9 protein-coding genes are annotated in these 13,004 nt (G+C 58.7%); 5 read left to right on the forward strand and 4 right to left on the reverse strand.

Annotated elements, in window-relative coordinates; translation table 11 throughout:
• Positions 1-142 precede the first annotated feature (142 nt).
• The 3 genes from ACXX9E_RS09805 to ACXX9E_RS09815 form a co-directional block, all read right to left on the reverse strand.
• A complete protein-coding gene (locus ACXX9E_RS09805) occupies positions 143-1,741 on the reverse strand; it encodes an ABC transporter substrate-binding protein (RefSeq protein ID WP_458555364.1) in 1,599 nt (532 codons plus the stop codon).
• A 302-nt stretch (positions 1,742-2,043) separates the two neighbouring features.
• Positions 2,044-3,669, reverse strand: coding sequence for an ABC transporter substrate-binding protein (locus ACXX9E_RS09810; RefSeq protein WP_458555365.1), 1,626 nt, complete (start codon positions 3,667-3,669; stop codon positions 2,044-2,046).
• A gap of 259 nt (positions 3,670-3,928) precedes the next feature.
• Positions 3,929-5,530: an ABC transporter substrate-binding protein gene (locus tag ACXX9E_RS09815; protein ID WP_458555366.1), complete on the reverse strand. Its 1,602-nt coding sequence runs from the start codon at positions 5,528-5,530 to the stop codon at positions 3,929-3,931.
• A 1,405-nt stretch (positions 5,531-6,935) separates the two neighbouring features.
• Here ACXX9E_RS09815 and ACXX9E_RS09820 point away from each other — a divergent pair.
• Positions 6,936-7,301, forward strand: coding sequence for a DUF6124 family protein (locus ACXX9E_RS09820; RefSeq protein ID WP_128614580.1), 366 nt, complete (start codon positions 6,936-6,938; stop codon positions 7,299-7,301).
• 172 nt (positions 7,302-7,473) lie between these two features.
• Here ACXX9E_RS09820 and ACXX9E_RS09825 read toward each other — a convergent pair whose 3' ends face one another.
• Complete coding sequence (locus ACXX9E_RS09825) at positions 7,474-8,190, reverse strand: SIMPL domain-containing protein (protein ID WP_123464609.1); 717 nt, start codon at positions 8,188-8,190, stop codon at positions 7,474-7,476.
• A gap of 234 nt (positions 8,191-8,424) precedes the next feature.
• On the opposite strand from ACXX9E_RS09825, the gene ACXX9E_RS09830 reads away from it, so the two are divergent.
• The 4 genes from ACXX9E_RS09830 to ACXX9E_RS09845 all read left to right on the forward strand — a co-directional run bounded on the left by ACXX9E_RS09830 (position 8,425) and on the right by ACXX9E_RS09845 (position 13,002).
• Complete coding sequence (locus tag ACXX9E_RS09830; protein ID WP_123464611.1) at positions 8,425-9,687, forward strand: ATP-binding protein; 1,263 nt, start codon at positions 8,425-8,427, stop codon at positions 9,685-9,687.
• Positions 9,680-10,240 carry a response regulator transcription factor gene (locus ACXX9E_RS09835; protein ID WP_003221630.1) on the forward strand — a complete coding sequence of 187 codons (561 nt, stop codon included), beginning with the start codon at positions 9,680-9,682 and terminating at the stop codon, positions 10,238-10,240. The genes ACXX9E_RS09830 and ACXX9E_RS09835 overlap by 8 nt, the downstream gene beginning before the upstream one ends.
• Before the next feature lie 96 nt (positions 10,241-10,336).
• Entirely contained in the window at positions 10,337-12,064 is a 1,728-nt protein-coding gene (locus ACXX9E_RS09840) for an ABC transporter ATP-binding protein/permease (RefSeq protein ID WP_447808705.1), read from the forward strand.
• Between the two features lie 191 nt (positions 12,065-12,255).
• The gene (locus ACXX9E_RS09845; RefSeq protein WP_177490658.1) at positions 12,256-13,002 is read left to right on the forward strand and encodes a FadR/GntR family transcriptional regulator; all 747 of its coding nucleotides are present in this window, start codon (positions 12,256-12,258) and stop codon (positions 13,000-13,002) included.
• Positions 13,003-13,004 lie beyond the last annotated feature (2 nt).

A 13,004-nucleotide genomic window follows, 5' to 3' on the forward strand; every position in this document is an offset into this window, starting at 1 on the left:
TTTTTTTGGTATGCCGGTTTTTGGTTTAGAACTCGTTCACACATCGCAAACGTTTGCAAAAGGCCAGATTGGCGAATTTCGGCAAAGCGCTTGCGTGAAGGGGGTAGACGGCCCCCCTCAGCGTTGCGGCTATTCGGCTGGTTTAATCGATACCGACACCCGAGAACACGTTGCGGCCGAAGGGGCTGACTTTGAACCCTTCAACTTTGGCGCTTAACGGTTGGTTAACCGTCGAGTGGGCGACAGGCGTGATCGGCACTTGCTGCTTGAGCAATTGCTGTGCCTGTTTGTAGAGCGTGGTGCGCTGGTCGCGGTCGGTGACGACTTTGGCCTGTTTGATCAGCTTGTCGTACGCCGGATCGCACCACATGGAGTAGTTGTTGCCGCCAATGGCGTCGCAGCTGTACAGCGTGCCGAGCCAGTTGTCCGGGTCACCATTGTCACCGGTCCAGCCGATCAGGCTGATGTCGTGCTCGCCGTTCTTGGTGCGCTTGATGTATTCGCCCCATTCGTAGCTGACGATCTTCACCTTCAGACCGATTTTCGCCCAGTCCGCCTGGAGCATTTCGGCCATCAATTTGGCGTTGGGGTTGTACGGACGCTGCACCGGCATCGCCCACAGGGTGATCTCGGTGCCTTCTTTCACGCCGGCAGCCTTGAGCCGCTCTTTGGCTTTTTCCGGGTTGTAGGCGGCGTCCTTGATCGTATCGTCGTAGGACCACTGGGTCGGCGGCATGGCGTTGACGGCCAGTTGGCCGGCGCCTTGGTAAACGGCGTTGAGAATCCCTTGTTTATTCACCGCCATGTCCAGCGCCTGACGCACTTCGAGCTGGTCGAAAGGCTTGTGGCGCACGTTGTAGGCGATGTAGCCGAGGTTGAAACCCGGCTTGGAGATCAGTTGCAGTTTCGGATCGTTCTTCAGCGCGTCGACATCGGCCGGACGCGGATGCAGGGTGATCTGGCACTCGTTGGCCTTGAGTTTCTGCACACGGACCGAAGCATCGGTGTTGATCGCGAAGATCAGGTTGTCGAGTTTGACCCGGCTCGGGTCCCAGTAATGTTTATTACCGGTGTAACGAATGTTCGAGTCTTTCTGATAACTCTTGAACACGAACGGCCCGGTGCCGACCGGCTTCTGATTGATGTCGCTCGGCTTGCCTTCTGCCAGCAGTTTGTCGGCGTATTCGGCGGACAGGATGGCGGCGAAGCTCATGGCGATGTTCTGGATGAACGCGGCGTCGACGCTGTTGAGCGTGAACTCCACGGTCAGTGGCCCGGTCTTTTCGACCTTGGCGATGTTCTTGTTCAGGCTCATCCCGTTGAAATACGGAAACTCGGTCGGATAAGCCTTACGGAAGGGCTGTTGCGGATCGAGCATGCGGTTAAACGTGAAAAGCACGTCGTCGGCGTTGAAATCGCGGGTCGGTTTGAAATAAGGCGTAGTATGAAATTTCACACCTTCACGTAGGTGAAAGGTGTACTTGAGACCATCCTCGGAAATATCCCACTTGGTTGCCAGGCCTGGGACGACATTGGTTGCGCCTTTTTCGAACTCCACCAGACGGTTATACAGCGGCTCGGCGGCGTCGTTGTCCGTCGCCGTCGTGTATTGCGCGGTATCAAAACCAGCGGGGCTGCCTTCGGAACAGAACACCAGGCTGTTGCTGGCGGCGTAACTGGCGGACGTGGCGGCCAACAGGCCGGCGCCCAGCAATGCGGAAAAAACCAAGGTATGGCGCATATGACGCTCCCTCTTTTTTAGTGTTGTGCAATGCGCCGCAGTCTCATCCGGAGACGGTGTGGTCGCATTGAGCTCAATCCAGTGCGTACGGCAAGCCGGTGGCCCACGCAGAAACTGGTCGGATCCCGACGGTAGGGGCCGTGGGTCTGGCAGTAAATGCGTAATTGCCTGAATACTCGTAGGAAAAGGCGACACGTCCTATACCGATGCAGTCATCCGCAGCGGATTTGGATGTAGGCAAATTCCTAACTTCCCGACAGGAAAAACAACGGCGACGTTAAAAACGTCGCCGTCGCCGTGCCTTAATTGCTGACGCTGACGCCGTAGAAGGAATTCAGGCCGAATGGGCTGATTTTGAAATCCTGCACGTTGGCGCGCATGGGTTGGTACACCGTCGAGTGAGCGATAGGTGTCATAGGGACTGCATCTTTGAGGACGTGTTGCGCCTCTTTGTACAGTTCGGTGCGCTTGGCCTGGTCGGTCGTGCGCTTGGCTTCCTTGACGAGGCCGTCGAACTTCTTGTCGCACCACTTGGAGAAGTTGTTGCCGCTGAGCGAATCGCAGCCGAACAGCACGTTCAGCCAGTTGTCCGGGTCACCGTTGTCACCGCTCCAGCCAATGATCATGGCCTGGTTCTCGCCACCTTTGGAGCGCTTGATGTACTCGCCCCACTCGTAGCTGGTGATCTTCACGTTCAGGCCGATCTTCTTCCAGTCGGACTGAAGCATTTCAGCCATCAGCTTGGCGTTCGGGTTGTACGGGCGCTGCACCGGCATCGCCCACAGCACGATCTCGGTACCTTCCTTGACGCCGGCTTCCTTGAGCAGCTGTTTGGCTTTCTCAGGGTCGTACTTGGCGTCCTTGATGGTGGTGTCGTAAGACCACTGGGTCGGCGGCATGGCGTTGACGGCCAACTGGCCGGCGCCCTGGTAAACCGAGTCGATGATCTGTGGCTTGTTCACGGCCATGTCCAGCGCCTGGCGCACGCGCAGGTCAGCCAGCGGGTTCGGTTCGTTGCTGCCTTTGACCTTGTCCATCACGTTGTAGGCGATGTAGCCCAGGTTGAAACCGGCCTGGTCAGGCATCTTCAGGGTCTTGTCGGCCTTGAGGGCCGCGAGATCCGCTGGACGCGGGAACAGGGTGACCTGGCACTCGTTCTTTTTCAGCTTCTGGATACGTACCGACGGGTCGGTGGTGATGGCGAAGATCAGGTTGTCGATCTTCACGTCGTCAGGCTTCCAGTAGTCCTTGTTGCCGGTGTAGCGGATGTTGGAGTCTTTCTGGTAGCTCTTGAACACGAACGGGCCGGTGCCGATCGGTTTCTGGTTGATGTCGGCTGCCTTGCCTTCTTTCAACAGCTGCGCTGCGTATTCAGCGGACTGAACCGAGGCGAAGCTCATGGCCATGTTCTGGATGAACGCGGCATCGACTTCTTTCAACGTGAACTTGACGGTGTGGTCGTCGACTTTATCGATCTTGGTGATGTTGGTGTCCATCCCCATGTCGGTGAAGTACGGGAATTCGGTCGGGTACGCCTTACGGAACGGGTCATCCTTGTTAATCATGCGATTGAAGGTGAACAGCACGTCGTCGGCGTTGAACTCACGAGTCGGCTTGAAATACGGGGTGGTGTGGAACTTGACGCCTTCACGCAGGTGGAAGGTGTAAGTCAGGCCATCTTCGGAAATGTCCCACTTGGTCGCCAGACCAGGAATCACGGCGGTGCCGCCGCGCTCGAACTGGGTCAGGCGGTTGAACATGGTTTCGGCTGAGGCGTCGAAGTCGGTTCCGGTGGTGTATTGGCCTGGGTCGAATCCAGCCGGGCTCCCTTCGGAGCAGAACACCAGGTTAGTCGCAGCGGATGCGAAAGGTGCGGAGGCTAACAAGCCTGCGCCGACTAAAAACGGAATGACCGCGTGTTTAAGCATGTTGGCCTCATGATTTGTTGTCATTTTTTGATTTGAGGTACGACCTCGTGAGTCGTGCCTGCGGATACTTATGCAGCGACCATACCCATTGCAAGATCCAGAGCGACTGCCGGCCTCAAAGCGTGGCACGAACGTACCTTAATGTCGCATCTGTGTAACTTCTGACGCATTTGACCGTTTGCGGGTGGTTTTTACGGTGCAAACGAGGCCCCAAATTGGTGCGCGGGTCACGTTGTGCGCGCCGCCTTGGGGCTTGGTGTTACTTATTTATACCCACGCCATAGAACGGGGTCAGCCCGAACGGACTGATGCGGAAGTCAGTGACTTCCTTGCGCAGCGGCTGGAACACCGTGGAGTTGGCAATCGGCGTGATCGGCACCTGCTGTTTAAGGATCAGTTGCGCCTGTTGATACAGTTTTACCCGTTGCGCCTTGTCGGTGGAGACCTTGGCCTGCTGCACCAGTTTGTCGTATGCCGGGTCGCACCATTTGGCGTAGTTGCTGCCTTTCACTGCCGCGCAGCTGTAGAGCACGCCGAGCCAGTTGTCCGGGTCGCCGTTGTCACCTGTCCAACCATAGATCATCGCGTCGTGTTCGCCATTCTTGGCGCGCTTGATGTACTCGCCCCATTCGTAACTGACGATGTTGGCCTTGATGCCGATCTTGTCCCAGTCCTGCTGGATCATTTGTGCCGACATTCGCGCATTAGGGTTCGATGCGCGCTGCACCGTCATCGCCCAGAGATTGATGGTTGTACCCGGTGCAACCCCGGCTTCTTTCAGTAGCGCCCGCGCTTTGACCGGGTCGTACGGAGCATCCTTGATGTTCGGGTCATACGACCATTGCGCCGGCGGCAAGGCGTTTTGGGCCAGTTGGCCGGCGCTTTGGTAAACGGCTTTGATGATCGCCGGTTTGTCGATGGCCATGTCCAGTGCCTGCCGCACTTTGAGCTGGTCGAGTGGCGGGTGAGTGGTGTTGTAGGCGAGGAAGCCGAGGTTGAAACCGGCTTGTTTGAGCACGCGCAGGTTCGGGTCTTTTTCCATCACTTCGATGTCGGCCGGGCGTGGGTAGCCACTGACCTGGCATTCGCCTGCCTTGAGTTTTTGCAGGCGTACGGCGGCGTCCGGGGTGATCGAGAAAATCAGGTTGTCGATCTTGACGTCTTCGGGTTTCCAGTACGCTGTGTTGGCGGCGTAGCGGATTTGCAAGTCCTTCTGGTAGCGCTTGAACACGAACGGGCCGGTGCCCACCGGTTTCTGGTTGAGGTCGGCGGCTTTGCCTTCCTTCAACAGTTGCGCGGCGTATTCGGCCGATTGCACCGAGGCGAAGCTCATGGCGAGGTTTTGCACGAAGGCGGCGTCGACGTTGTTCAGGTTGAAGCGCACGGTCTGGTCGTCAATCTTTTCCACGGATTTGATCGTGGTGTTCAGGCCCATGTCGGTGAAGTACGGGGACTCGGCGGGGTAGGCCTTGCGGAAGGCGTTGTCCGGGTCGAGCAGGCGCTGGAAGGTGAAGAGGACGTCGTCGGCGTTGAAGTCGCGGGTCGGGGTGAAATATTCCGTTGTGTGGAATTTCACGCCTTGCCGTAGGTGGAAGGTGTATTGCAGGCCGTCGCTGGAGACGTCCCATTTTGTCGCCAGGCCGGGTTCGATGTCGGTGCCGCCGCGTTTGAATTGGGTGAGGCGGTTGAAGACGGTTTCGGCGGAGGCGTCGAAGTCGGTGCCGCTGGTGTATTGGCTGGGGTCGAAGCCGGCGGGGCTGGCTTCGGAGCAGTAGACCAGGGTGGTGGCGGCGTTGGCGATCGGGGCTATGGCGGTTAGTGCGAGGGTGATTAATAGTGGCTTGAGGGTGAATCTTTCCATGGAGTCCCCGGGGAGTTGGAGGTGGTTGTGTTTTTAGGGTAGCGGGGATTTGGGGGGCTTCGGAAATATCGTTTTTCTTGGGGGAGTGTCTATCTCGGTATATCTAGCGCTTTGGGTGTATATCCGTTGCTGCGGGTGTTGCTGATTACGGTTTCGCCCTTACGGCGACTCACTTTTTTTACAAACGCCTAAAAAAAGTAAGCAAAAAAACGCTTGCTCCTACGTGCGGCCCGCTCGCTGGGGCTCGGGGTTCCTTCGCTGCGGGACCGATCCGGGCGCAGCGCCTACGGTTTGCTTCGCTGCACCTCCTCTCGCTGTGTTTGGCTGCGCCAAACGGTCGCTGCGCTCCCACCCCCGGATCAATCCCTCCACTCAGCCTTCCGATGTCGCCCGTGGATCAAGATCAAAAGCAGGCGAGCTGACACTCGGCCTATTGAGTGGTGAGGAGCACGATGTGTTCGGCTTTGGTTTTGTGTTGGATTCGCCCCTCACCCCAGCCCTCTCCCTAGGGAGAGGGAGCCGATTTGTGGGCTTTTCAAAATCTGAGTTCGACTCGGTATCGCACGTCGGCGTAGCTCCCCCAAACACCTCGGTCAGTCCCCTCTCCCTCCGGGAGAGGGCCAGTGAGGGGCTTTTGATCTGTTTTAGAATCTGAGTTCGACTCGGTATTTCAGGTCGGCGTCAGTTTTCCCAAACGACTCGGTCAGTCCCCTCTCCCTCCGGGAGAGGGCCAGGGTGAGGGGCTTTTGATCTGTTTCAGAATCTGAGTTCGACTCGGTATTTCAGGTCGACGTAGTTCTGCCAAACACCGCGGTCAATCCCCTCTCCCTCCGGGAGAGGGCCAGGGTGAGGGGCTTTTGATCTGTTTCCGAATCTGAGTTCGACTCGGTATTTCAGGTCGACGTAGTTCTGCCAAACACCGCGGTCAATCCCCTCTCCCTCCGGGAGAGGGCCAGGGTGAGGGGCTTTTGATCTGTTTTAGAACCTGAGTTCGACTCGGTATTTCAGGTCGGCGTAGTTCTGCCAAACGACTCGATCAGTCCCCTCTCCCTCCGGGAGAGGGCTAGGGTGAGGGTTGGCTTTTGGTTGTTTAAATTTGTGTCAAATAATCAGAACCTTCCCACAAGGTTTTCAGGTTGTCCGTCGGACGTGGGCTCTCTAGGCTCTGGTTGTCGCTGAATGTTCAGCGATCGGGTGTGAGAACCCGTCGAGCTTGAAACTAGCACCAGTAAGACCATAATTGCGGCCGACTTATAAGCTGTCGCGATGCCTTATGGCGGCTGTGTGCGGGCAGACTTCGGTCTGGCCGGTTTTCTGCTCACCGGTTTCTCACTCCGCACATAGCTGCCACCCTTTACCACGTGAGAAATGGCTAAGGGCTGGCTCGAATGACGAGCAGATTTTCATGAAAGATAAAATTGTCCCCGATCCACCCCTCGAACCCACAACCCCACTCGCCGAAGCCATCCGCGCCGACGACCTCGCCAAAAACCGCGAAGCCATCAAACGCGCCCTGGATTTTTACCTCAGCCCCGACCCGGTCAAACCCCGGCAACCCAGTACGATGTTCCTGATCCAGCCAAACATCGACACTGAAAGCCTGTTGGCGCATGCCTGTGAGTCACTGGCGTCGGCGAATACGCTGGCAGGTAATTTTGCCGATCAGTTGGGCCGGCCCGAGCGTAATACGGCGTTGGCGATTCAGCAGATCATCATGCTGGCCGAGCTGGCGGTGAACCGGGCGCTGGATCGGGTTGATCCGCAGACCTGAGACCGCGTTATCGTTCTTCGCGAGCAGGCTGATTCCTACAGGGGAACACATTCCAAATTGCAGGAGTGAGCCTGCTCGCGATGGCGACGGAACATTCAACACAAAAATCCCGGGCATAAAAAAACCGCCGATCATTCACCGATCGGCGGTTTTTCATTCAGCCCACATCAAATCACTGCATCAACACTTCAATCGAGCCATCAGCCGTCATGCTGACCTGGCTGGTACCGGCTTCAACTTCCGGCGTCACTGGCGCCGAATCCATGGCCGCCGCTTTCATCATCATCGGGGCGCGCATGTACGGTTGTGGATAACCGTTGCTGTTGAGGTTCAGGTTGACGATTTTGTAGCCCTTGCCGCCCAGGGCGTCGGTGGCCAGTTGGGCGCGGGCCTTGAAGGCGGTGACGGCTTCCTTGAGCAATTGGTCTTCGCTGGCCTTGCGGGTCGGGTCGGCGATAGCGAAGTCCATGCCGCCCATTTTCAGGTCGGTCAGCAGTTCGCCGGTGAGTTTGGACAGGGCGGCGAAGTCGGCGCTTTCCAGGCGCAGTTCGGCGCGTTCGCGCCAGCCGGTGATTTTCTGGCCCTTGGTGTCGTAGATCGGGTAGCTGTTGCGGCTGCCCTGGCGCAGGGTGATGTCTTTGACTTGCTTGGCCTGGGCCAGAGCCTTGTTCATGGTGGTGCTGACGTCGGCGGCGAGTTTGGCCGGGTCGGTGTTTTGTTCTTCGGTGTAGAGGGTCACGATCATCAGGTCGCGGGCCACTTCCTGGCTGACTTCGGCGCGCAGGGCAATCTGGTTGTAGTGCAGCTCATCGGCGGCCAGGGCTGGAAGGCTAGCGGCGCTGCCGACGGTCAGGGCGAGAAGGGCGGCGCTGCGGCGAAATGTGTGCATGAAGGCTCCTTGATAAGGGCGCAGGTGTTGGTTCGGGCCTGCGTGAACCATCAGACTCCAGAAAGCAGCTTCAAGTTGCAAGCCTCAAGCTACAAGCCAAACGCTTTCACTTGTAGCTTGCAGCTCGAAACTTGCAGCTTTTGCGGTGTGGTCGTTTGCCGCACTTTCGCCTCTCAAGGCCGCGGCTTGGTTATACTCCGTGCGATCCGCCTGGAGCGCTCATCAGGAGAGCTCATGCTCGCCCCCGTACAACTGACTTCCGCCACTCGCCAGAACCTCTGGCGGCTGACCTTCATCCGCACCCTGGTGCTCGCTGCGCAGGCGGGCTCCGTCGGCCTGGCCTACTGGCTGCAACTGCTGCCGTTGCCGTGGGTGCAGTTGGCGATGACCCTTGGCTGCTCGACGCTGCTGTGCGTGTTCACCGCCGTGCGCCTGCGCACATCGTGGCCGGTGACCGAGCTCGAATACGCGTTGCAGCTGGCGTGCGATCTGGTGATCCACAGTGCGCTGCTGTATTTCTCCGGCGGTTCGACCAACCCGTTCGTTTCCTATTACCTGGTGCCGCTGACCATCGCCGCCGTGACGCTGCCGTGGCGTTATTCGGTGATTCTGTCGGGTATTGCGCTGGCGCTGTACACCTTGATGCTGACGCGTTTCTACCCGCTGGAAACCCTGCCGGTGGCCCGCGAGAACCTGCAGATCTATGGCATGTGGCTGAGCTTTGCCCTCGCGGCGGCGGTCATCACGTTCTTTGCTGCACGCATGGCCGAGGAGCTGCGCCGCCAGGAAGAGCTGCGGGCGATCCGCCGTGAAGAAGGCCTGCGCGATCAGCAGTTGCTCGCGGTCGCCACCCAGGCTGCCGGCGCGGCACATGAACTGGGCACGCCGCTGGCAACCATGAGTGTATTGCTCAAGGAAATGCAGCAGGATCATCCCGACCCGATGCTGCAAGACGATCTGAAAGTGCTGCAGGATCAGGTCAAACTGTGCAAAGAGACCCTGCAACAATTGGTGCGTGCTGCCGAGGCCAACCGGCGGATGGCCGTGGAGATGCAGGACGTCACCCAGTGGCTCGACGAAGCGCTGAACCGCTGGCACCTGATGCGTCCGGAAGCCAGTTACCGCTTCCAGCGTCTCGGTCAGGGCAGTGTGCCGCGCATGGCGCCGCCGCCGGATCTGACTCAGGCGCTGTTGAACCTGCTCAACAACGCCGCCGACGCTTGCCCGGAAAATCTCCAGGTCACCCTGGACTGGGACGTCGAGAACGTGACCATCAGCATTCGTGACCACGGTGCCGGCGTGCCGCTGGCCATCGCCGAGCAGATCGGCAAACCTTTTTTTACCACCAAGGGCAAAGGTTTCGGCCTGGGCCTGTTTTTGAGCAAGGCCAGCGTGACACGCGCCGGCGGCTCAGTGAAACTCTACAGTCATGAGGAAGGCGGCACGCTCACCGAGCTGCGCCTGCCCCACGGCGCCCGAGGAGACCAACATGAGTGACGAAATCCAAGTCGAAGGCGAAGAGCTGCCGCATCTGCTGCTGGTCGACGACGACGCGACCTTTACCCGAGTCATGGCTCGCGCCATGGCCCGCCGCGGCTTTCGCGTGAGTACCGCAGGTTCCGCTGAAGAGGGCCTGACCATCGCCCAGGCTGACCTGCCGGACTACGCCGCGCTGGACCTGAAAATGGACGGCGACTCCGGCCTCGTGCTGCTGCCGAAGTTGCTGGAACTGGACCCGGAAATGCGCGTAGTGATCCTCACCGGTTACTCGAGCATTGCCACCGCTGTCGAAGCGATCAAGCGCGGTGCCTGCAACTACCTGTGCAAGCCGGCCGACGCCGACGACGTGCTGGCCGCGCTGCTCTCCGAGCACGCCGACCTCGACAGCCTGGTGCCGGAAAACCCGATGTCGGTCGATCGCCTGCAGTGGGAGCACATCCAGCGGGTGCTGACCGAGCACGAAGGCAACATCTCCGCCACTGCCCGCGCCCTGGGCATGCACCGCCGCACCCTGCAGCGCAAACTGCAGAAGCGCCCGGTTCGTCGCTGAACCTGCGCTGAACGGCTATCTTCAGCCCTCGCGATAAAACGCACCGATCTACTATGATCGGTGCGTGTCTGTTCTTTTCTATATTGAGCCTTATCCATGAATCAGAACGCTGAATATTCCGCGGTCAACGATGCTGTGCGCGGGCAGTTTTTTCGCAAGGTTTGGGGAATCATCACGCCTTATTGGCGCAGTGAAGAGAAGGGCAAGGCCTGGACGCTGTTGATCGCAGTGATCGCGCTCTCGCTACTGAGCGTGGGTATCTCGGTGTGGTTCAACACTTGGTACAAGGACTTTTACAATGCGCTGCAAAAGAAGGATGAAGCGGCGTTCTGGCAACTGATCCTGTATTTCTGTGTGATTGCGGCTGTGGCGATTATCGGTGCCGTTTACCGGCTTTATCTGACTCAGATGCTGACGATTCGCTGGCGGGCCTGGCTCACTGAAAAGCATTTTTCCCGATGGCTTGCCGACAAGAATTACTACCACCTGGAGCAGGGTGGTTACACCGATAACCCGGATCAGCGGATTTCCGAAGACCTCAACAACTTCACCTCCAACACGCTTGAACTGGGCATCGGGCTGCTGCGCAATATTGTCAGCCTGGTGTCGTTCTCGATCATTTTGTGGGGCGTGTCGGGCAGTATCGAAGTGTACGGCGTCACTATTCCCGGCTACATGTTCTGGTGTGTGCTGGTTTACGCGGTGGTGGGCAGTTGGCTGACGCATTTGATCGGTCGTCGCTTGATCGGTCTGAATAACCAGCAACAACGTTTCGAAGCCGACCTGCGTTTTTCCATGGTGCGAATTCGCGAGAATGCCGAAAGCATCGCGTTGTACAACGGCGAACCGAACGAGAATCGCCGATTGAGCGCCCGCTTCGGTAATGTCTGGCACAACTTCTGGGACATCATGAAAGTGTCCAAACGCCTGACATTCTTTACCGCCGGTTACAGTCAGGCGGCCATCATCTTTCCGTTTATCGTGGCTTCGCCGCGTTACCTGTCCGGCAAGATTGAGCTCGGTGAGCTGATGCAGATCAGCTCGGCATTCGGCAACGTTCAGGAAAGCTTCAGTTGGTTCATCAATGCTTACCAGAGCCTCGCTTCCTGGCGCGCCACCTGTGATCGACTGCTGAGTTTCCGCCAGGCCATGACCGACAACGAAGACCGCACTCCCGCCATTGATGTGCAGAATCAGGGGAGCGAATTGAAGGTGCACAACCTCGGTCTGGATCTGGCCGACGGTCGTCATCTGCTGACCAATGCCGATATGACTGTCGAGCCGGGCGAGCGGGTGATGCTCAGCGGCCGCTCCGGCAGCGGCAAGTCCACGTTGCTGCGGGCAATGGGGCATTTGTGGCCGGCGGGGCACGGCAACATTCGGCTGCCGGCGGCGCGGTATCTGTTCCTGCCGCAGAAACCGTATCTGCCGATCGGCACCCTGCGCGAGGCGCTCAGTTATCCACAACCGGGCGACACCTACGCGCCGGAACGTTATGCACAAGTGCTGGAAACCTGCCGCTTGCCGCATCTGGTCGCGCGGCTGGACGAGGCCAATCACTGGCAGCGCATGCTGTCGCCGGGCGAGCAGCAACGTTTGGCCTTCGCTCGTGCATTGCTTTACGCACCGCAGTGGCTGTACATGGATGAAGCTACCTCAGCGATGGATGAAGAGGATGAGGCAACGCTATACCAAGCGCTGATCGATCAGTTGCCGGGTCTGAGCATTGTCAGCGTCGGCCATCGCAGCAGTTTGAAACGCTTCCACCCACGGCATGTGCGGATCGACAGCGGCCATTTGGTTGAACAGACCGTGACTGCCTGATCAACACACATCCCATGTGGGAGCTGGCTTGCCAGCGATGGCGTCGGTTCAGTCGACATCTTCATCGACAGGTATGGCCTCATCGCTGGCAAGCCAGCTCCCACAGGTTTTGTATGGAAATGGAAAGTGATCGTACAACCCGCTTGAGCTATCATGCCCACAAGCCGAATTTTCGAGACCCGATGCACACCATGGAAAACCTGATCGACACCCCGCGCCTCCCACGCAAGCGCCGCAGCCTGGCCCAGGAACTGGTGACGGTGCTGAGCGAGCAGATCCGCGATGGCCTGCTCAAGCGTGGCGACAAGCTGCCCACCGAGTCGGCGATCATGGAAGCTCATGGGGTCAGCCGCACAGTGGTGCGCGAGGCGATTTCCCGTTTGCAGGCCGCCGGTCAGGTGGAAACCCGCCACGGCATCGGCACTTTTGTGCTCGATACCCCGAGCCCGAGCGGTTTCCGGATTGACCCGGCCACCGTCGTTACCCTGCGGGATGTGCTGGCCATTCTCGAATTGCGCATCAGCCTGGAAGTCGAGTCGGCCGGGCTCGCGGCGCAACGCCGCAGCCCGGAGCAACTGGCAACCATGCGTGCCGCTCTCGATGCGCTCAACGAAAGCGCTGCACACGCCAGTGACGCGGTTGCGTCGGACTTCGCCTTTCACCTGGAAATCGCGCTGTCCACCGGCAATCGTTATTTCACCGACATCATGACCCACCTGGGTACCAGCATCATTCCGCGTACGCGGCTGAATTCCGCGCGCCTGGCGCATGACGATCAGCAGCACTACATGAGCCGTCTGAGCCGCGAGCACGAAGAAATCTACGAAGCGATCGCCCGTCAGGATTCCGATGCGGCCCGTGCCGCCATGCGTCTGCACCTGACCAACAGCCGCGAACGATTGCGCCAGGCCCATGAAGAGGCACAGGCGCAGCGCTGAGC

The organism is Pseudomonas sp. GNP014 (assembly GCF_054344005.1).